20 protein-coding genes are annotated in these 18,206 nt (G+C 62.6%); 11 read left to right on the top strand and 9 right to left on the bottom strand.

Annotated elements, in window-relative coordinates; translation table 11 throughout:
• Positions 1 to 35 precede the first annotated feature (35 nt).
• Entirely contained in the window at positions 36 to 1,214 is a 1,179-nt protein-coding gene (locus tag NKI08_RS12335; RefSeq protein WP_352769515.1) for an HlyD family secretion protein, read from the top strand.
• Positions 1,215 to 1,281: 67 nt separating this feature from the next.
• Positions 1,282 to 2,835, top strand: coding sequence for a DHA2 family efflux MFS transporter permease subunit (locus tag NKI08_RS12330; protein ID WP_245274730.1), 1,554 nt, complete (start codon positions 1,282 to 1,284; stop codon positions 2,833 to 2,835).
• 127 nt (positions 2,836 to 2,962) lie between these two features.
• Here the strand turns inward: NKI08_RS12330 and msrB are convergent, their stop codons facing one another.
• The 4 genes from msrB to NKI08_RS12310 form a co-directional block, all read right to left on the bottom strand.
• The gene (gene msrB, locus NKI08_RS12325) at positions 2,963 to 3,463 is read right to left on the bottom strand and encodes a peptide-methionine (R)-S-oxide reductase MsrB (protein ID WP_023677487.1); all 501 of its coding nucleotides are present in this window, start codon (positions 3,461 to 3,463) and stop codon (positions 2,963 to 2,965) included.
• A gap of 174 nt (positions 3,464 to 3,637) precedes the next feature.
• On the bottom strand, positions 3,638 to 4,195 hold the full coding sequence (locus tag NKI08_RS12320; protein WP_352682581.1) for a fasciclin domain-containing protein: 558 nt from the start codon (positions 4,193 to 4,195) through the stop codon (positions 3,638 to 3,640).
• 204 nt (positions 4,196 to 4,399) lie between these two features.
• Positions 4,400 to 5,104, bottom strand: coding sequence for an anti-sigma factor (locus tag NKI08_RS12315; RefSeq protein WP_023677485.1), 705 nt, complete (start codon positions 5,102 to 5,104; stop codon positions 4,400 to 4,402).
• Positions 5,101 to 5,640, bottom strand: a complete 540-nt coding sequence (locus NKI08_RS12310) for a sigma-70 family RNA polymerase sigma factor (protein WP_023677484.1) — start codon at positions 5,638 to 5,640, stop codon at positions 5,101 to 5,103. The genes NKI08_RS12315 and NKI08_RS12310 overlap by 4 nt, the downstream gene beginning before the upstream one ends.
• Before the next feature lie 126 nt (positions 5,641 to 5,766).
• On the opposite strand from NKI08_RS12310, the gene NKI08_RS12305 reads away from it, so the two are divergent.
• Together NKI08_RS12305 and argB are read left to right on the top strand one after the other, a co-directional pair.
• The gene (locus tag NKI08_RS12305; protein ID WP_352769511.1) at positions 5,767 to 7,263 is read left to right on the top strand and encodes an amidase; all 1,497 of its coding nucleotides are present in this window, start codon (positions 5,767 to 5,769) and stop codon (positions 7,261 to 7,263) included.
• Positions 7,264 to 7,359: 96 nt separating this feature from the next.
• Entirely contained in the window at positions 7,360 to 8,253 is an 894-nt protein-coding gene (gene argB / locus NKI08_RS12300) for an acetylglutamate kinase (RefSeq protein ID WP_352472350.1), read from the top strand.
• A gap of 19 nt (positions 8,254 to 8,272) precedes the next feature.
• Here the strand turns inward: argB and bchE are convergent, their stop codons facing one another.
• Positions 8,273 to 9,811 (bottom strand): magnesium-protoporphyrin IX monomethyl ester anaerobic oxidative cyclase, encoded by a 1,539-nt coding sequence (bchE, locus tag NKI08_RS12295; RefSeq protein ID WP_352769508.1) that lies wholly within the window; start codon positions 9,809 to 9,811, stop codon positions 8,273 to 8,275.
• A gap of 102 nt (positions 9,812 to 9,913) precedes the next feature.
• Complete coding sequence (locus NKI08_RS12290) at positions 9,914 to 10,390, bottom strand: Lrp/AsnC family transcriptional regulator (protein ID WP_352455982.1); 477 nt, start codon at positions 10,388 to 10,390, stop codon at positions 9,914 to 9,916.
• Between the two features lie 140 nt (positions 10,391 to 10,530).
• Between NKI08_RS12290 and phhA the strand changes: the two genes are divergently transcribed.
• Positions 10,531 to 11,364 (top strand): phenylalanine 4-monooxygenase, encoded by an 834-nt coding sequence (gene phhA, locus NKI08_RS12285; protein ID WP_352769505.1) that lies wholly within the window; start codon positions 10,531 to 10,533, stop codon positions 11,362 to 11,364.
• On the opposite strand, the gene NKI08_RS12280 is transcribed toward phhA, so the two are convergent.
• Positions 11,359 to 11,859, bottom strand: a complete 501-nt coding sequence (locus tag NKI08_RS12280) for a MarR family winged helix-turn-helix transcriptional regulator (protein ID WP_352769502.1) — start codon at positions 11,857 to 11,859, stop codon at positions 11,359 to 11,361. The two genes, phhA and NKI08_RS12280, sit on opposite strands and share 6 nt — an antisense overlap.
• Before the next feature lie 93 nt (positions 11,860 to 11,952).
• Here NKI08_RS12280 and NKI08_RS12275 point away from each other — a divergent pair, with 93 nt between their 5' ends.
• Positions 11,953 to 12,120, top strand: coding sequence for a hypothetical protein (locus tag NKI08_RS12275; protein ID WP_352455979.1), 168 nt, complete (start codon positions 11,953 to 11,955; stop codon positions 12,118 to 12,120).
• A 50-nt stretch (positions 12,121 to 12,170) separates the two neighbouring features.
• On the opposite strand, the gene NKI08_RS12270 is transcribed toward NKI08_RS12275, so the two are convergent.
• Positions 12,171 to 12,932: a GGDEF domain-containing protein gene (locus NKI08_RS12270; protein WP_023677477.1), complete on the bottom strand. Its 762-nt coding sequence runs from the start codon at positions 12,930 to 12,932 to the stop codon at positions 12,171 to 12,173.
• Positions 12,933 to 13,093: 161 nt separating this feature from the next.
• Here NKI08_RS12270 and NKI08_RS12265 point away from each other — a divergent pair, with 161 nt between their 5' ends.
• On the top strand, positions 13,094 to 13,801 hold the full coding sequence (locus NKI08_RS12265; protein WP_352455977.1) for a pyrimidine 5'-nucleotidase: 708 nt from the start codon (positions 13,094 to 13,096) through the stop codon (positions 13,799 to 13,801).
• Positions 13,802 to 13,835: 34 nt separating this feature from the next.
• Here NKI08_RS12265 and NKI08_RS12260 read toward each other — a convergent pair whose 3' ends face one another.
• Complete coding sequence (locus NKI08_RS12260) at positions 13,836 to 14,675, bottom strand: LOG family protein (RefSeq protein WP_352455976.1); 840 nt, start codon at positions 14,673 to 14,675, stop codon at positions 13,836 to 13,838.
• Positions 14,676 to 14,820: 145 nt separating this feature from the next.
• Between NKI08_RS12260 and dapD the strand changes: the two genes are divergently transcribed.
• The 4 genes from dapD (at position 14,821) to NKI08_RS12240 (ending at position 18,177) form a co-directional block, all read left to right on the top strand.
• Positions 14,821 to 15,675 (top strand): 2,3,4,5-tetrahydropyridine-2,6-dicarboxylate N-succinyltransferase, encoded by an 855-nt coding sequence (gene dapD / locus NKI08_RS12255; protein ID WP_352769495.1) that lies wholly within the window; start codon positions 14,821 to 14,823, stop codon positions 15,673 to 15,675.
• A gap of 30 nt (positions 15,676 to 15,705) precedes the next feature.
• Positions 15,706 to 16,083 (top strand): DUF805 domain-containing protein, encoded by a 378-nt coding sequence (locus tag NKI08_RS12250; protein WP_352455974.1) that lies wholly within the window; start codon positions 15,706 to 15,708, stop codon positions 16,081 to 16,083.
• Between the two features lie 21 nt (positions 16,084 to 16,104).
• Positions 16,105 to 16,893, top strand: coding sequence for a hypothetical protein (locus NKI08_RS12245; RefSeq protein WP_352455973.1), 789 nt, complete (start codon positions 16,105 to 16,107; stop codon positions 16,891 to 16,893).
• Between the two features lie 333 nt (positions 16,894 to 17,226).
• Positions 17,227 to 18,177 carry an IS110 family transposase gene (locus NKI08_RS12240; RefSeq protein WP_352458931.1) on the top strand — a complete coding sequence of 317 codons (951 nt, stop codon included), beginning with the start codon at positions 17,227 to 17,229 and terminating at the stop codon, positions 18,175 to 18,177.
• The last annotated feature ends 29 nt before the right edge of the window (positions 18,178 to 18,206 follow it).

Below are 18,206 nucleotides of genomic sequence, written 5' to 3'. Positions count from 1 at the left end.
ACGAAATTCAGCGCCAGTTAATTTAGAGAGATATCATGTCCTCGAACGCGCCCACCAGTGCCGAAGTCCGCCCCTTCCCCAGTGCCAAGGTCCAGCCTGCGATCGAGGCGCCGGAGGCCCCTCTCAAGCCCGCCGACGTCACCCCGCTGGCTCCCGCCAAGAAGAAGCGCTCAATGCGCTCGATGTTGCTGCCCATCATCGGCCTGGCCCTGCTGGGCGCCGGCGCCTGGTATGGCTATGATTACTGGACCGACGGGCGCTTCATGATCACGACCGACGACGCCTATGTTCAGGCCGACACGGCGTTCATCTCGCCAAAAATCTCGGGTTATGTCGATCAGGTCAAAGTGACCGAGAACCAGCAGGTGAAGGCCGGCGACCCGCTGCTGATCGTCGATGACGGCGACTACAAGATAGCCGTTGCCCAGGCCGAGGCGCAGATCGCCACGTTGAGCAAGACGCTCGACCGCATCGATGCCCAGACCGAGGCGGCGCGCGCCTCGCTCAAGCAGGCGCAGGCGCAGAAGACCGCCGACCAGGCCGCGGCCGATAATGCGAAGCGAGCTCAGGTTCGTGCCGCCCAGTTGCTCAAGACCCGCGTCGGTACCCAGGCCCAGTTGGACGATGCCCAGACGGCGGTCGAGCAAGCCAATGCCGCACTAGCCGGCGCCGACGCGCAGATCGCGGCGGCTCAGGCCAATATCGGCGTGCTCCAGGCGCAGCGGGCGGAATCGGCAAGCACGCTGGCCTCGCTGCAGCTTGCCCACGACAAGGCGGTGCGGGATCTGTCCTTCACCGTGCTGCGCGCACCCTATGACGGCGTGGTCGGCAACCGCTCGGTCGAGCAGGGCGACCTGATCAGCCCCGGACAGAAGCTCGCCGTCATCGTGCCAATGGACAAGCTCTACATCGTCGCCAACTTCAAGGAGACCCAGCTTGCCCGGCTGGTGCCTGGTGAAAAGGTCAGAGTGTCGGTCGACGCGATCGACGGTCAGGACATCGAGGGTACCGTGTCGTCGCTGGCCCCGGCTTCGGGAGCAGTGTTCTCGCTGCTGCCGCCGGAGAACGCCACAGGCAATTTCACCAAGGTGGTGCAGCGCGTTCCGGTTCGCATCGACTTGCCCGCGGATGTGCTGAAGACGGGCAAGCTGCGCGCCGGCCTGAGCGTCGTCGTCGCCGTCGACAGCCGCACGGCGCCTTCGGCATCGAAGTAAAGCGGAACCGGGAGCAAAGGTCATGGCGACCGCAACCCTAACTGCAGGATCGGCGCCGACGCCAGCCATGCCGGTGCCGGTTGACCACATCTCGACACGCCGCGTCATCGCCTTCCTGGCAATGGTGTTCGGCATGTTCATGGCCATCCTGGACATCCAGATCGTCTCGGCCTCGCTGGCCGAGATCCAGGCGGGCCTGAGCGCCAGTTCGGACGAGATTCCGTGGGTGCAGACGGCGTATCTGATTGCCGAGGTGGTGATGATCCCGCTGTCGGGCTTCCTCAGCCGGATGCTGTCGACGCGGGTGCTGTTCACAATCTCGGCGGCAGGTTTCACCGCGGCCAGCGCGCTGGCGGCGACCGCAACCAATATCGACCAGATGATCGTCTACCGCGCCGTGCAGGGCTTCATCGGCGGCGGCATGATCCCGAGCGTCTTTGCAGCCGCCTTCACCATCTTCCCGCCGTCGCGTCGCGCCATCGTATCGCCGATGATCGGCCTGGTAGCGACGCTGGCGCCAACCATCGGCCCGACCGTCGGCGGCTATATCAGCCATGCCATGTCCTGGCACTGGCTGTTCCTGGTCAACGTCGTGCCCGGCATTCTGGTGACGACGGCCGCCTGGTCGCTGATCGACTTCGACAAACCCAATCTCAAGCTGTTCAGCAAGTTCGACTGGTGGGGGCTTGCCGGCATGGCCGCCTTCCTCGGCTGCATGGAATATGTGCTGGAGGAAGGTCCCAACAACGACTGGCTGCAGGATCAGGCGGTGTTCATCTGCGCCGTCATCATGACCTTCGGCGCGGTGCTGTTCTTCTGGCGCGTGTTCACCGCCGAGGAGCCGATTGTCGATCTGAGGGCTTTCAGCAATATCAATTTTGCCTTCGGCTCGCTGTTCTCCTTCGTCGTCGGCATCGGCCTCTACGGTCTGACCTATCTTTATCCGGTGTTCCTGGGGCGGATCCGCGGCTACGATTCGATGATGATCGGCGAGGCGCTGTTCGTCAGCGGCCTGGCCATGTTCTTCACTGCGCCGATCTCCGGCATCCTATCGAACAAGATGGACCCGCGCATCATGATGATGATCGGCTTCTTCGGCTTCGCCACGGGGACCTGGTGGATGACGCATCTCACCGCCGACTGGGATTTCTATGAACTGCTGATCCCGCAGATCCTGCGGGGCTGCTCGATGATGCTTTGCATGGTGCCAATCAACAACATTGCGCTCGGAACCTTGCCGCCGGAGCGGCTGAAGAATGCGTCTGGCCTGTTCAACCTGACCCGCAATCTCGGCGGCGCCGTCGGCCTGGCAGTCATCAACACCGTGCTGATCGACCGCAATGCCTTCCACTACGCCAGGCTCTCCGAGCACGTGCAATGGGGAAGTGCCGCTGCGCAGCAGAAGCTGCAGAACATGACGCTCAACTTCGAGCAGACCGCCGGGCTCGACGCCTCCAAGGCGGCCATCTCCAAACTGTCAGGCATGGTCCAGCAGCAGGCGTCGCTGCTGTCGTTCATGGACGTATTCTTCATGCTGACGGTTTTGTTCGCGACGCTTGGGCTCTTCACCCTGGTGATCCGCAAGCCAGCCGCTCAGGGCGGCGGTGGCGGAGGCCATTGAGGCGCGCTGGATCCCCCGCCTGGCGCCCTCGCGCATGACCCCGAAAAAGCGATTTTCGGGGTCATGCGCAAAATCAACCATTACGAAGTTCTCTCGCGCTCCGACAAAGTCAGGGTCGCAGCCGTCCTCACGCCGTCGCCGGCTTGAAGGTCAAGGCAACGCCATTGATGCAGTGTCGCAACCCGGTCGGCGGCGGACCGTCGTCGAATACGTGGCCGAGATGGCCGCCGCAGCGGCGACAATGGACCTCCGTGCGGGTCATGCCCAAAGACCTGTCCACGGTCTTGCCGACGGAATTCGGGATTTCCTGCCAGAAGCTCGGCCAGCCTGTGCCGGAATCGAACTTGGTCTCTGACGAATAGACCGGCAGGCCGCAGCCGGCGCAAGCGAAGATGCCTTTGCGGTGCTCGTTGAGAAGCGGACTGGTGCCCGGGTATTCCGTGCCCTCCTTGCGCAGCACATTGAAGGCCGCGTCGGACAGGATGGCGCGCCACTCGGCTTCGGTCTTGGTAACCTCGAAAGTCTCAGCCGCGCGTGCATCCTGGGCTCCGCCCATGCGCAGCGCGGTGGCGCCTGCGACAACGCCAATGGCTGCCGCACCACTCAAAAGAAGCTCGCGACGGTTCATGGCCATTCCTCCTGTCATTGCTTGTGCCAAATTCGACCGCCGCACGGAAATCAAAAGCCGGTGACGATCGCTGTCCTCAAAGCGGGACTCCGCGCCTATCCACATCTTGCGTGAACGGCGCGGAGTGTACGCAGGGAGGCCCTTAGCGATATCTTCGCCGGCAGCGTGCGTTTGTTACATCTTCGGCAGGAGAACCTTGTCGACGACGTGGATGACGCCGTTGGACTGCTCGACATCGGCGATCGTCACATTGGCGACGTTGCCGTTCTCGTCGGTCACGGTGACCTTGCCGCCGTCGGCCTTGAGCGACAGTTCGCAACCACCGACCGTCTTGACCTTGTGGGTGCCGCCGTCGTTCTTGACCATCTTGGCGACGTCGGCGGCCATCGCTTTGGCGCCGATGACATGGCAAGTCAGGATCTTGACGAGCTTGTCCTTGTTTTCAGGCCTGAGCAGCGTCTCCACCGTGCCGGCTGGAAGTGCCGCAAAGGCCTCGTTGGTCGGCGCGAACACAGTGAAGGGGCCAGCGCTTTGCAGCGTATCGACCAGGCCGCCTGCCTTAACGGCAGCGACCAGCGTCGTGTGGTCCTTCGAGTTGACAGCATTTTCGACGATGTTTTTCTGGGCATACATGGCGGCGCCGCCGACCATCGGATTTTGAGCATAGGCAATGGTGGCGAGCGCGGAAATGGCGACCGTTCCGGCAAGCAAAAGGGTGGCGGATTTACGCATGATTTCAATCTCCTCGGGTTATCGTTCCCCTCATTTGGGAACGCAAGGAGATACGCGATAGAAATGCTGGAGTTTCTTCCTCTCCGCAAAAAAATATTTGTCGCTGCAATTTGCCCGGCGCGGATCGACAGCCGCCAACAAGCTTTGCAGGCGTTTCAATCGCGGGAGATAGATTTCAGGTCTGCTTCCGGAGATGAGAAGCGGTCAGATGCTCTTCAGATCGCCCGCTGCGACCACCGGTCCAGTCGGCTGGCCGGTCGGTGAACCGCCGGCAGGCTCAACGCTGACCGCAAGCACGGCGCCTTTCGCCAATTTCTCCTGGACGGCGGGCGGGATGGCCAAATGCGCGGTCGCACCGGCCGGGATGACGCCCATCGACACCGGCGCCTTCTTGCCTTCGATCATCCACAGCTCGAAGTCCTTGCCGGCGGCCCGCTCGCCGGAAACGTGGGAAAGACCGACCTCGTGACGGGCGGCATCGTAGACGACGAGATATTTGACGTCGCTGCCTTCGGCCGCCAGCGAGGCGACAAGCCGCGCCTGCGGCGGTTCGGTGGACGGGCGGAAGTAAGGCACGGCGATGTAGATCGCCAGCGCCGCGATGGCGGCGGCGGCAAGACCGCGCCAGAAGCCAAGGCTCGACCACAGGCCGGCGCGCGGCTCTGCAGCGAACAGCCGGCGGTCCAATGCTTCCTTGACCCTGATCGGAGGCTCTGTCTCCGGATAGGCGGCGGCCATCGGCGAAAGATGCGCCTCCCAGGCATCGACAAGGCGCGCGAAGGCGGCGTCCGCATCGATGCGGCGCGACGCGATCTCGCGTTCATCGGCGGCCAGAACGCCAAGAACGTATTCGGCGGCGAACAGGTCGTCGCCCCCACGTTCCGGTCCATTGTCGTCAGCCAGCGTCATCTTTCCAGGCATTCTCTCAGTTTCAACAGGCTGCGGCGCAGCCAGGTCCGCATCGTGTTCAGCGGTACGCCATAGCGCTCCGCCAGTTCGGCATAGCTTTTGCCATCCAGATAGGCGCCCCGGACGGCCGCCGCCCGGTCCTTCTCCAATTCCTTGAGACAATGGTAGATGCGTTCGGACTCACCGCCCGCCACGGCCATGGCCTCCGGCCCCGGCGCCGGATCGGCCACGTCGAGCGCGGCATCGATATAGGCGGCAGGCTCTCGCCGCGCCCTGATCCGATCGATCGCATGATTGCGCGCAATGGCCACCAGCCAGGAGATCGGGCTCAGATCCGAAACGGCGAAACGGTCCGCCTTCGTCCATATCTTGACGAAGACCTCTTGAAGCGCCTCTTCTGCATCTCCCCGATCCTTCAATACACGAAGGCAGACGCCGAAAAGTTTCGCGCTGGTCTGCCGGTAGAGCAGATCGAACGCAGCCCGGTCCTTCATCGAAGTCCGGACAATCAGGTTGCTGATGTCCTGCGGCGTCATCCGCCGCCAAATTAGGCGATTGCAATGTATTTGCAACGACTGAAATGGTCTTGCGCACCGGCAGCGCCAGCGTCGATTGCCAATGAAATCGCAGCCCGCTAGCTTGCAATGAGCGGGAGGGCGACCATGTCGATCGAGCGGGTTCTGTGGGAGCATGACGCAACCGGCCAGGCCGCACTCGTGCACAAGGGAGAGATCACACCGCAAGATCTCGTCGATGCGGCGATCGCCCGGGCCGAGGCCACCCACCCGGAGATCAACGCCATCGCCGAACCGCTCTATGAGGCGGCGCGGGCGCGGGCGAAAACCGTCGACCACAAGCTGCCGTTTGCCGGAGTGCCCTTTGCGCTGAAGGACCTCGGCATCGCCATGAAGGGCGTGCCGACGCATGGCGGCAGCCGCATCCCGGCCTTCACCCCCGATTTCAGCTCGGTGATGACGGAACGCTATCTGGCCGCCGGCCTGATCCCGATCGCCACCAGCACCGCACCCGAACACGGGCTGAGGCTGGTGACCGAATCGGCGGCTTTCGGCATCACCCGCAACCCATGGGACACCGCGCATACGACCGGCGGTTCCTCAGGCGGTGCGGCTGCGCTGGTCGCGGCCGGCGTCGTGCCGGTGGCGCATGCCTCGGATGGCGGCGGCTCGATCAGGGTGCCTGCGGCCTGTACCGGGCTGGTCGGGCTGAAGACGTCGCGCGGCCGGGTGCCCTTGACGCCGCTCGTCACCGAAAGCTGGTACGGCTTCGTCGTCGACCATGCGCTGGCTCGCTCGGTGCGCGACACGGCCCGGCTGCTCGACCTGACCCACGGGCCGGACCCACTGTCGCCCTATGCGGCACCGCCGCCGAAAGGCAGTTTCGCTGCGGCCGCCGGGCGCGATCCGGGCAAGCTCAAGCTCGCCTTCTATCGAAAATCGCCGCTCGGCCTGCCGATATCGGAACAGACGTTGAAAGCTCTGGATGCGGCGATCGGGCTGGCGCGCGAAGGCGGACACAGCGTCGAGGAGATCGACCTGCCCTATATCGATCGCGATTTCATCGCCGATTTTGCCAGAACCGTCGCTGCGGCGGTGGCCGGCACGATGCGTGGCGAGGCCTTGCGCGTCGGCCGCTCCATCTCAGGCGACATCGAACGCGCCACGCGCGTGATGAGCGGGTTCGGTGAAATTCTCTCGGCCGGCGAAATCTATGCCGGCCTGCAGCGGCTGCACGCAACCTCGCGCCGGCTTATCACCGAAACCGCGCATTATGATGCAGTGCTGATGCCTGTCATCGCGCACCCGCCGCTCGCCTGCGGCACCATGGACCCGAAAGGCGCCGACGAATTCATCGAGAATGTTCTGGACAGACTGCGCCTCGCCGGCCTGCTGAAGTTCAAGCCGCTATTCGGCCAGCTGATGGACAAGAGCCTGTGGTTCACCCACTGGCCGGCGATCCAGAACGTCAGCGGGCAACCGTCGATCACGCTTCCGGTTTACGTCACCGATGCCGGCCTGCCGCTCGGCGTCCAGGCCGCCGGCCGCCCCGGCGACGAGGAAACGCTTTTGTCGTTCGCCGCGCAGATGGAAAGGATCTCGGGCTGGCTGGGCCGACGGGCGCCGCTGCAGCGGCCGGCATAGGCGGTGATTTGATCGATCGTGACAGCAAAGCCGTTTGCCCCGTCGTCTAATTCCCGCTAAGACGCCGCCGTTCATGCCAAGCTGGGAACCACGCCGATGACGGATGTCGCCGCCACCGCCGAAATGCAGGCCGCGCTGCTTTCAAGGGCGCTGCCCTACATGCAGCGCTACGAGAACAAGACGGTCGTGGTGAAATATGGCGGCCACGCGATGGGCGACATCGCGCTCGGCAAGGCTTTCGCCCGCGACATCGCACTTTTGAAACAATCCGGCGTCAACCCGATCGTCGTGCATGGCGGCGGGCCGCAGATCGGCGCCATGCTCGCCAAGATGGGCATCGAATCCAAATTCGAGGGCGGCTTGCGCGTCACCGACCAGAAAACCGTCGAGATTGTCGAGATGGTGCTGGCCGGGTCGATCAACAAGGAGATCGTCGCGCTGATCAATGCCGAGGGCGAGTGGGCGATCGGCCTGTGCGGCAAGGACGGCAACATGGTGTTTGCCGAAAAGGCACGAAAGACCATGATCGATCCGGATTCCAACATCGAACGGGTGCTCGACCTGGGCTTCGTTGGTGAGCCTGTCGAGGTCGACCGCACATTGCTCGACCTCCTGGCGCGGTCCGAAATGATCCCGGTGCTGGCGCCGGTGGCGCCCGGCCGCGACGGCCATACCTACAACATCAACGCCGACACTTTTGCCGGCGCCATCGCCGGCGCCTGCCAGGCGACGCGCCTGCTGTTCCTTACCGACGTGCCCGGCGTGCTCGACAAGGACAAGAAGCTGATCGACGAGCTGACCGTGGCCGAGGCCAAGGCCCTGATCAAGGATGGCACGGTCTCGGGCGGCATGATCCCCAAAGTCGAGACCTGCATCGAGGCAATCGAGCGCGGCGTCGCAGGCGTCGTCATCCTCAACGGCAAGACGCCGCATGCGGTGCTGCTCGAGCTGTTCACCGAACACGGCGCCGGCACGCTGATCGTGCCGTGAGGCCGGGTGTCTGAGGGGCTCAAGCGTTTGGCGAAATAGCGGTCACGGACTTACGCGGCAGGCGTTCGACAACCATCGATTCCTCTTCCTCGTCTTGCGGCGCGCCCCAGAATTCGGCGAGCGTCGGGCCATTTTTGAGGCGGCGGTCGCGGACCAGAAAGCCCCAGACTTCGCGAAACCAGACGCGGCGGCCCATTCTGGTGTACCAGCGCATCGAATGCCTTTGCTCCGGATCCTTGTGGAACAGGATGCGCGCCAAGGCCTTGGGCCGCGACTGCACCGCCAGTTCGATCAGCTTGACGGCGAAGAACAGCATCCACGGCTTGAGGCGGGTCATCCGCAGGACCTGATGCTTGTAGTCCCACAGGCGGGCGTCCAGCTGGATCACCTTGCGGTCCCTGGCAATCCTGAAGAACGGCGTCCAGCGATGCGGCGTCACATAGAGCGCCTGGATCTGGTCGGGGTCATAAGCGATCAGCTGGCGGAAGCCGCGCCAGAGGTCGCGCAAACTTTCGTCCTCGAAACCGGCCACCCAGGTCGCCATTGACAAGATACCGTTGAGGCGCAGCAGCCGTATCGCCTCGCGGTCGGACGAGGTGCTGCCGCCCTTGCGGATCAATGCAAGCGTCTGCTCGTCGGTATTTTCCATGCCAAGCAGCCAGCGGATGACGCCGGCCTGGCGATAGAGATGCAGGCTGTCGGCGTCGCGGACGATGTCATCGGCGCGGGTGGAGCCGACGATCAGCACCGGCACATTCTCGGCGATCATCGCATCGAGAAAGGCGCGCCAGGCTTTTTTGGACGACGTCGGGTTCTCGTCCGCAAGGTTGATCAGTTCGACGCCATGCTCGCGGTATAGCCAGGCAATCTCCCGCGCGAACTTCCCGGGGTCGCGGTGCCGCCAGCGCGTCCAGAAGCCGCGCTGGCCGCAATAGTTGCACAGATGCGGACAGCCTCGCGAGAACTGCATGACCACCGCGCGCTTGCCTCCCCAATAGCTGTAGCGACTGAAGTCGATCAGTTCCCAGCCGATGCGGTAGTCGTCTAGGTTGGCGATCGTTCTTGCCGGCTTGGTGGCAAAGGGCTGGCGCAAATCGTCAGGAAAGGCGATGCCCGCCACATCCGACAGCGGCTTGCGGTTTTCAAGTACTTCGACCAGCGCGACGATGGTCGCCTCGCCCTCGCCGCGCACGATGAAGTCGAAGACATTCGTTTCAGCCAGTATGTCGCGCCAATGATAGGTCGGAAACACGCCGCCATAGATCAGGATTGTCGCTGGCTGGATGTCCTTGACCATGCCGGCGATCAGCAGGGCTGTCGGATGCGCAGACGTCGAGCCGGAATGGCCGATCAGAATGCAGTGGGGATGGTCGCTCAAGGCGTCCCGGACCAGCGTGGCAAGCGCCATCGGCCCGAATTCGGCGTCCACAAGCCGCACTTGATGTCCCGCGTCGATCAGCGGACCGCCCAGTGCCAGCAAACCGAGCGGCGGCAGATGGTCGTCCGGGACGCGGCTGCCGATAGCTGTATGTGGCGGATTGATCAGGACGATTTTCATGGCGGACCTTATGCAATGGCGGTCCGCATGTCGTAGTCGGCGATCTAGCTCTGGAGATTGGCTCGATTCAGCAGTTCGTGTGCAGCTTTTCCGCAGAAATGCCTATCGTCTGAGATGTGCAAGCGGGACATGGCCTGGCCCCTTGATGTTCTGCAGCACAAGCTGCGTGTGTACGTCGCGCACGCCTTCGAGCCGCATCAGCCGGTGCATGACGAAGGCATTGAGTTCGTCGACCGACGGCACCATGACATGCAGCAGGAAATCGTAGTCTCCAGTCATCGTCCAGCACGACGACACCTCGTCCATGCGCTGCACGGCGGCGATAAAGTTTTCGGGCGAGCCGTCGCTGTGGGTTACGAGGCGCACCTGGATGAACACCTCGACCATCAGACCGACGGCGCGGCGGCTGAGCACCGCAGCGAAGCCCTTTATGATGCCCGCCTGCTGAAGGGCCTCGAAGCGCCGCGCGCAAGGTGTCGTCGACAGGCCGATCTCCTGCGCCAATTCGGAGACCGGCTTGCGCCCGTCGCGCTGCAGGATGTCGAGCATCTTGATCTCGAATTCGTCAAACTGAGGCATTTTCACTCTCCCAAAGCTCGATCGTGCAGCCTTTTACCTCCAACCCTGCGTTTGAGCCACCATCAAAGCTGATTTGCCTCGCGCGATCCGGCTAGAATTTCCAGCAATTGGCTGGTCATGATTTCCAGGGAGAGCAAGCCATGACAATGAACGTTGCCGACTATGCCCGCGAATGCGCGGCGCGAGGCCTTCGCGGCGATTATTCGGTCTGCCGTGCCGATTTCACCGTGGCGCAGGGCTACAATTATAGCGACGAAGAACAGGCGGTGTGGCGCACGCTGTGCGACCGCCAGACGAAGCTGACCAGGAAGCTCGCCCACCATTCCTATCTCGATGGCGTTGCGGCGCTCGGCCTTCTCGACAAGATCCCGGATTTCGGTGCGGTCAGCGAGAAGCTGCGCAAGCTCACCGGCTGGGAGATCGTCGCTGTGCCGGGGCTCATCCCCGCCCAGCCGTTCTTCGACCACCTCGCCAACCGCCGCTTCCCGGTCACCAACTGGCTGCGAACCCAAAAGGAGCTCGACTACATCGTCGAGCCCGACATGTTCCACGATTTCTTCGGTCACGTGCCGATCCTGACGCAGCCGGTCTTTGCCGACTTCATGCAGATGTATGGCAAAAAGGCCGATAGCGTGATTGCGCACGGCGGCGACGAGATGATCACCAGGCTTTACTGGTACACCGTCGAATACGGGCTGATACGCGAGCCGGGCCAGCCGCTGAAGGCTTTCGGCGCCGGGCTGATGTCATCCTTCACGGAGCTTCAGTTCGCGGTCGAAGGCGGCGAGGCGCACCATGTCCCGTTCGACCTGGAAACCGTGATGCGCACCGGCTACGAGATCGACAAGTTCCAGCGTGCCTATTTCGTGCTGCCGTCGTTCGACGCCCTGCGTGATGCTTTCGAGACCGCCGATCTTGCGGCGATCGTGGCGCGCCGCAAAGGCGAGCCAGCGCTCGACCCGGCGAGCCTATAGGCTGTCGGCTGTTTCCAAAGCCTCGGCCTTCAGCCGGGCCAGCTGGTCGCGCTGAAGGTCGAGCGACGCCGTGACGAAGCGCAGGATCGTGGCGAGTTCAGTGTCGCTGAATGTGGCGATCACCTTTTCCCCCTCCTGCGCGATCGCGCCATAATAGCGCGTCGATAGTTCTCGCGTGAGTTCCGTCGCCTCTATGACCACCTTGCGCCTGTCCTCGAGGCTGCGCGTTCGTGTCAGCAGGGCGCGTGCCTCCAACCGGTCGATCAGCGCGGTGACCGCGGCCGGCGTCAACCCTGTTGCGGCCGCGACCTCGCCAGCCGATCGCGGGCCGCCATAGAGCAGCGCCAGGCAATGGCGTTCCGCCATACTCAGCCCAAGCTTATCGCCCACTGCCTCGTCATAAGCCTGCGTTGCGTCCTGCCAGCCCATAATGGCAAGGCTGACGGCGGTCTTCATGTCGGCCCGATTCATGCTTGACGAATTTATTTCGATCATCTAACTATCAAACTGCCTAACATTATGGCTATTATAGTAATATGCTGCATCAGGCGCAAGGCAAGGCCTGTCGCAGCCTGCAAGGAGTGAAACATGAATCAGACCCCGACGCGCGGCCCACTCACACCGGCCGAGGAGTTCAAATATGCCAAGCTGGCGATGGAGTGGTATGGCTGGGGCTCTCCCATTGGCCTTGGCATCGCTCTGGTGGCGGTGGCGGCGGCCGCCCTGCTGTTCCGCATCGCCATCTTCGGATTTTGACAGTCTGGCAGCGGCGCGGTTGAATGCAGCAGAAGGCTTTGGGGCCGAGCTCAGGCGGCTTCGGAAATATCGCGGTCGATGATCGACAGATTACGGCCGCGATGCTTGGCCTCGTAGAGCCGCTGGTCGGCGGCGCGCATTAGCTCCGACACTGCGGCGTCTCTGCCGCAGGTGATGCCGCCAATACTGACTGTCAGCGGAACCGTTCGTTCGTCGACGGGCCGGAAACGGATACGCTCGACTTCACGGCGGATGCGCTCGGCGATGCGCCTGGCCTCGTGTTCGGTGGCACCAATCAGAAGGGCGCAGAATTCCTCGCCGCCGATGCGGCCAAGCACGTCGCCGCTGCGCACGCCACGCTCTATCGCGTTTGCAATCAGGAGCAGCGCATCGTCGCCGATCAGATGGCCGTAGCTGTCGTTGATGGTCTTGAAATGGTCGGCATCGACGATCAGCAATGCCCCGCGATCGGATTTGCGCCGGGAGCCGTCGAGAGCGGCAAAGAAACTTTCGCGGTTGAGCATGCCGGTCATGTCGTCGCGGCTCGCCTTTTCCGCCAAGCGCCTGTGCGCGGCGGCGAGTTGGGCATGGGCGCGGGCGAGCTCGCGATGCGCGGTCTGCAACCTTTCGCCCTGCCAGAACGTATAGGCGCCGACGCTCCAGGCCAGCGCGAGCGGGCACACGGTGGATGTCAGCCAGATGGTGCGATTGATCGGAAACCCCATTGCCGGCACGACGATCAGCGTCAGCAAAAGCGAGACCGCGACGGAGGCGAAAGCGATGGCGGCAGACTTTAGAAATATGCGATTCATCGCTTGCTCCCACTGGTCCGTCTTGGTTCCAGCAAAGCGCTGAATGTCACCTTTCGGCGATGCTTAAGATTTTAATCATGGCGCCATTTTTACCACCCAGGGCGCGCATAGGTTGTGGATAAACCTCCTGTTAGAAAGATCGTTTCGTGCCATAAGGACGTATGACGACACTTCCCGACCCCGCCCGCTTTGCCCATGTCACCGACTGGGTGTTCGATCTCGACAACACGCTTTATCCGCATCATTCGAATCTGTTCTCGCAGATCGATGTGAAGATGACCGCCTACGTCGGAGAATTGCTGACGCTGCCGCGCGAGGAAGCACGCAAGCTGCAAAAGGAGCTCTACCGCGAATATGGCACGACGCTGAACGGATTGATGACGCGCCACGGCATCGACCCCGACGATTTTCTCGAGAAAGTGCACGACATCGATTATTCCTGGCTGGTTCCAGATCCCGTCCTAGGCACCGCCATTCGCCAGCTTCCCGGCCGTAAATTCATCTTCACCAACGGGGATCGCCGGCATGCCGAACGCACCGCGCGGCAGTTGGGCATTCTCGAGCATTTCGATGATATTTTCGATATCGTCGCAGCCGGACTGAACCCGAAGCCGGCGCGGCAATCCTATGAGAAATTTGCCGAACTCCACGCCGTTACCGGACAAAATGCGGTGATGTTCGAAGATCTTGCCCGCAACCTGTCGGTGCCGAAATCGCTGGGCATGACTACGGTGCTGGTGGTGCCGCGCAATTTCGAGCCGACCTTCTCGGAAATCTGGGAACGCGACCCGGCCAACGAGGACGATGTGGACTTCGTCACCGACGACCTCGCCAGCTTTCTCACGGCGATCGTGGAAGTCCCTGCTTGAGGCAGCCGGCGCGCTTCAAGTCCTTGCTTGCATGTCAAAGTTTATAGAAGCGGCTGACGATCCCCCAGGCCTCGTCAGCGGTGTCGACGAAATCGATGATATCCTGATCGCCGGGTGTGATCGTGCCTTGCTCGGCGAGGAAATCGAGGTCGATCGCCTTTGCCCAGAAAGCCTTGCCGAACAGAATGACCGGCACGCGTTCCATGCGGCCGGTCTGGATCAGGGTCAGCGTCTCGAAGAACTCGTCCATCGTGCCGAAGCCGCCTGGAAACACCGCAACGGCCTTGGCACGCATGACGAAATGCATCTTGCGGACCGCGAAATAGTGGAAGTTGAAGCAGAGTTCCGGCGTCACGTAGGCGTTTGGCGCCTGCTCGTGTGGCAGCACGATATTGAGACCGATCGACGGCGCGCCAACATCGTCGGCGCCACGATTGCCGGCCTCCATGACACCCGGCCCGCCGCCGGTCACCACGACGAATTCGCGATAGTACGAGGTGGCCGACTGCTGTGAGCAGAGGCGGGCGAATTTGCGCGCCTCCTCGTAATATTTGCTGTTTTGCTCGAGGTTCTTCTTCTGCGTCTCGTTCTTGGCCGCCCAGGCTTCGCCGCCGGGCTCGGGAATGCGGGCGCCGCCGAACAGGATGACGGTCGATTGGATGCCGCGCTCGGCCAGGATCATCTCCGGTTTAAGCAGTTCGAGCTGCAGTCTGACCGCACGCAACTCGCGCCGCGTCATGAAATCGGGATCGTTCCAGGCCAGCCGATATGTCTCCGCGCGCGTTTGCGGCGTGTCCGGCACGCTTCTCGACCGCTCCAGATCCTCGTCCGAATGCGGCAGCGGCGTCCATCCCGCCTTTTCCATGGGAGTCATATTTGCTTTACCCGTCCAATCATTCACCTGCGCCGTCCCGTGACGCTGCCGCGATTGACCCTCCCCAAGCCTTCACATAGGGTCCGCGCGACTTTCAAACAGGTTAAGGCGCCGGCCCTTAACAGCTTGGTAATGGAGCGAATTCATGTCGAAGCCCGATCTCGCGAGCCTCGAGGAGATTATCGAGAACGCCTTCGAGGAACGCGACACGATTTCGACCGCAACCCGCGGCGAGACGCGCGAGGCCATCCAATCGGCGCTCGACCTGCTCGACCGGGGCGTCGCACGCGTCGCCGAGCGGCAGGCCGACGGCAAATGGCACGTCAACCAGTGGCTGAAAAAAGCGGTGCTGCTGTCCTTCCGGCTCACCCCGATGGAGATCATAGAGGGCGGTCCCGGTCAGGCGGTATGGTGGGACAAGGTGCCCTCAAAATTCGACGGCTGGAGCGCCGTCGATTTCGAGAAGGCGGGCTTCCGCGCCGTGCCGTCGTCGATCGTGCGCCGCTCCGCCTACGTCGCGCCCGGCGCCGTGCTGATGCCGTCCTTCGTCAATGTCGGCGCCTATGTCGACAGCGGCACCATGGTCGACACCTGGACTTCGGTCGGCTCCTGTGCCCAGATCGGCAAGAATGTGCATCTGTCGGGCGGCGTCGGCATCGGCGGTGTGCTGGAGCCGATGCAGGCCGGCCCAACCATCATCGAGGACAATTGCTTCATCGGCGCCCGTTCCGAAGTGGTCGAAGGCTGCATCGTTCGCGAAGGCTCGGTGCTCGGCATGGGCGTCTTCATCGGCCAGTCGACCAAGATCGTCGACCGTGCCACCGGCGAGATCTTCTACGGCGAGGTGCCGCCTAATTCCGTCGTCGTCGCCGGCTCGCTGCCGGGCAAGCCTTTTCCAAACAACGAGCCCGGCCCCAGCCTCTACTGCGCCGTCATCGTCAAGCGGGTCGATGCCAGAACCCGTTCCAAGACATCGATCAACGAATTGCTGCGCGATTGATCTTTCTCAACGAATACGGACGGAATTCGCTTGCCTGATAGATCAGACCTCATCTGGCTTTTCTTCAAAGCTTCGGGCCGCGTCAGCCGCGCGGCCTATTTTCTTGGAGGACTGCTGGTGGCCATCATACAGGCCTTCCCGCTCTACCGTTTCACGCTGGTGCCGGAGGGCACCACCGAGAGCAACATGTGGTCGTTCATTTTCTTCATCGCCTTCATTGCCTCGCTTTGGTCGAACGTGGTGCTGGCGGTCAAGCGGTTGCACGACCTCGACAAGCCGGGCGTTGCAGCGCTGGTGCTGTTCGTGCCGGTTGTCTCGATCATCGCTTTCCTCGTGCTTTGCCTGTTTCCAGGGCAACCCGGCCCCAACCGCTACGGCAAGCGCACCAACGCCCCGGCCGAACCCTGAGCACCGATCGGACATTTCATCATGCGCTACCGCTCGCTTGATCCGAAACTGATCCTCGAAACCGCCGAACGGCTGGAAGGGCGCGTCGCCGAGCGCTTTCCCGATGCAGGCTTGCGCGGCGTCGCCGCCGAGCTCGTGTCGCTGTCGCGCGATCTGGCAAAGGCAGCCAAGGCGCTGGAGGCGCCGATCTGGTGGCTGCGCGGCCTCATCATCGCCGCCTTCGTCGTCGGAGCGCTGATGTTCCTGTTCGTCGGCACAATCCTGCCGCTCGGCCGCATCTCGGGAAACCACGATGCCTTCCAGTCGGTGCAAGGCATCGAAGCCTCCCTCAACATGATCATCCTCGCGGTGCTGGGCTTCCTCGCCCTGATTCGCTCCGAGGAGCGGATCAAGCGCAAGCGGGTGTTTCGCCAGCTCCACGGGCTGCGGTCGCTGATCCACGTCATCGACATGCACCAGCTGACCAAGGATCCGGCAACGCTTTCAGCCAGTTTCAAGCCGACTGCGCATTCGCCAGCCCGCATCACCAACGCCGCCGACCTTGCCCGCTATCTCGACTACTGCTCCGAAATGCTGTCGATCACCGGCAAGATCGCCGCGCTGTTCGCGCAATCGGTGAATGACGCCGTGGTCATCGACGGCGTCAATGACATCGAGAACCTGGCTTCGAACCTCTCGCGAAAGATCTGGCAGAAGATCACGCTGATCGAAACCCCTCATGGGCAGCCGGCACGTGCGGCGAAGACCGATCCCGAGCCGGGCCCGCCGCGCCGGCCTGCAGTCCGCAGACGACCGGGGCCGGCAAGCTAAAACCGGCAACCCGGCGGCAGATCCGCTAGAGCGGTTCATCGTTTCGCAGAAACGCCGAACCGCTCTATCTTTTTTGTTTTGACGCAATTCCGGACGGAAAACCGCTTCACACTTTTCCTGGAATTGCTTGTCTTATGACTTTCGCTGCCGAATGGGTCAGAAAGGAACGCTGAGAGAGGGTAGCCGCCCCCCCTCAGCGGCGAGGGTCGGATCGGTGGAATTGCTGACCGTTTGACGGGTCGAGCTAGAGTCGGATCGCCCTCGTCTTTCCCTTGAGGCCTGAACGGATACCCGGAGTTCGGCTCCGAATGACAAGCACAGGACAAGTGAAAGATGACCAACGATACCATCGGGATCGACATATCGAAAGACCATCTCGACGCCCACAGGCTGAGCGACGGCGCGAGCCGGCGTTTTGCCAACGACAGCCGCGGCCACAAGGCGTTCATGAGCTGGTTGAGCCCGAGCCGGTTGGACCCGCCCGGCGTACGCATCGTCTATGAGCCGACAGGTCCATATCACCGGGCCTTTGAGCGGAAGCTGGCGGCGGCTGGCCTTGCGCTGGTCAAGGTCAACCCACGCCAAGCCCGGCGCTTCGCCGAGGCCACCGGCAGGATCGCCAAGACCGACCGGCTGGACGCCGCCATGCTGGCGCGCATGGGCGCTCTTCTCGACCTCGAAGCACGACCGGTGCGCAGCCCGATCCTCAATGACCTCAAGGACCTGCACATGGCGCGCGAGGCGCTGGTGAAGAACCGGACGGCGGCGAGGAACAGGGCCAAGGCGCTAACCCTTCCCATCCTCAAGCGCCACAATGCCCAGCAGCTCAGGCAGATCGAACGTCAAATGGCTGCTGTCGAAAAGGAGATCACGGCGCTCATCCAGTCCGATCCCGATCTCTCCCGTCGCTTCGCTATCCTCGTCTCGATCCCGGGCGTCTCGGCAATCACCGCCTTCGCGCTTCTCATCGAAATGCCCGAACTCGGCACGCTCGGTCAGGGTCAGGCTGCTTCCCTCGCAGGCCTCGCTCCCGTCGCACGACAGTCCGGCAACTGGATCGGCCGCGCCTTCATCCGCGGCGGGCGAGCCAATGTCCGACAGGCACTCTACATGCCCGCCCTCGTCGCCATGCGCTTCAATCCCGATCTAAAGGCAAAATACCACCAGCTCACGGCCGACGGCAAAGCCTCAAAACTCGCCATCACAGCCATCATGCGAAAGCTCATCATCCTCGCAAACGCACTACTCAGGGACAATCGGACCTGGACACCATCTCTCCCTTGACCAACACGGATACTCCAGAGCGGCGGAGC

This window comes from Mesorhizobium sp. M0768, assembly GCF_040320195.1.
Taxonomy (GTDB): Bacteria; Pseudomonadota; Alphaproteobacteria; order Rhizobiales; family Rhizobiaceae; genus Mesorhizobium.
Note: the sequence above shows the minus strand (reverse complement) of the source record. Positions and strands in the feature narration are given on the sequence as shown.

Bases quoted from the DNA above. Each gene is read 5' to 3' on its own strand.
- msrB (WP_023677487.1), bottom strand. From the start codon at position 3,463: ATGAACCGTCGCGAGCTTCTTTTGAGTGGTGCGGCAGCCATTGGCGTT.
- NKI08_RS12335 (WP_352769515.1), top strand. From the start codon at position 36: ATGTCCTCGAACGCGCCCACCAGTGCCGAAGTCCGCCCCTTCCCCAGT.
- bchE (WP_352769508.1), bottom strand. From the start codon at position 9,811: ATGAAAATCGTCCTGATCAATCCGCCACATACAGCTATCGGCAGCCGC.
- NKI08_RS12310 (WP_023677484.1), bottom strand. From the start codon at position 5,640: ATGACGCCGCAGGACATCAGCAACCTGATTGTCCGGACTTCGATGAAG.
- NKI08_RS12275 (WP_352455979.1), top strand. From the start codon at position 11,953: ATGAATCAGACCCCGACGCGCGGCCCACTCACACCGGCCGAGGAGTTC.
- NKI08_RS12305 (WP_352769511.1), top strand. From the start codon at position 5,767: ATGTCGATCGAGCGGGTTCTGTGGGAGCATGACGCAACCGGCCAGGCC.
- NKI08_RS12260 (WP_352455976.1), bottom strand. From the start codon at position 14,675: ATGACTCCCATGGAAAAGGCGGGATGGACGCCGCTGCCGCATTCGGAC.
- NKI08_RS12280 (WP_352769502.1), bottom strand. From the start codon at position 11,859: ATGATCGAAATAAATTCGTCAAGCATGAATCGGGCCGACATGAAGACC.
- NKI08_RS12290 (WP_352455982.1), bottom strand. From the start codon at position 10,390: ATGCCTCAGTTTGACGAATTCGAGATCAAGATGCTCGACATCCTGCAG.
- phhA (WP_352769505.1), top strand. From the start codon at position 10,531: ATGACAATGAACGTTGCCGACTATGCCCGCGAATGCGCGGCGCGAGGC.
- NKI08_RS12265 (WP_352455977.1), top strand. From the start codon at position 13,094: ATGACGACACTTCCCGACCCCGCCCGCTTTGCCCATGTCACCGACTGG.
- NKI08_RS12270 (WP_023677477.1), bottom strand. From the start codon at position 12,932: ATGAATCGCATATTTCTAAAGTCTGCCGCCATCGCTTTCGCCTCCGTC.
- argB (WP_352472350.1), top strand. From the start codon at position 7,360: ATGACGGATGTCGCCGCCACCGCCGAAATGCAGGCCGCGCTGCTTTCA.
- NKI08_RS12320 (WP_352682581.1), bottom strand. From the start codon at position 4,195: ATGCGTAAATCCGCCACCCTTTTGCTTGCCGGAACGGTCGCCATTTCC.
- NKI08_RS12315 (WP_023677485.1), bottom strand. From the start codon at position 5,104: ATGACGCTGGCTGACGACAATGGACCGGAACGTGGGGGCGACGACCTG.
- dapD (WP_352769495.1), top strand. From the start codon at position 14,821: ATGTCGAAGCCCGATCTCGCGAGCCTCGAGGAGATTATCGAGAACGCC.
- NKI08_RS12245 (WP_352455973.1), top strand. From the start codon at position 16,105: ATGCGCTACCGCTCGCTTGATCCGAAACTGATCCTCGAAACCGCCGAA.
- NKI08_RS12240 (WP_352458931.1), top strand. From the start codon at position 17,227: ATGACCAACGATACCATCGGGATCGACATATCGAAAGACCATCTCGAC.
- NKI08_RS12330 (WP_245274730.1), top strand. From the start codon at position 1,282: ATGCCGGTGCCGGTTGACCACATCTCGACACGCCGCGTCATCGCCTTC.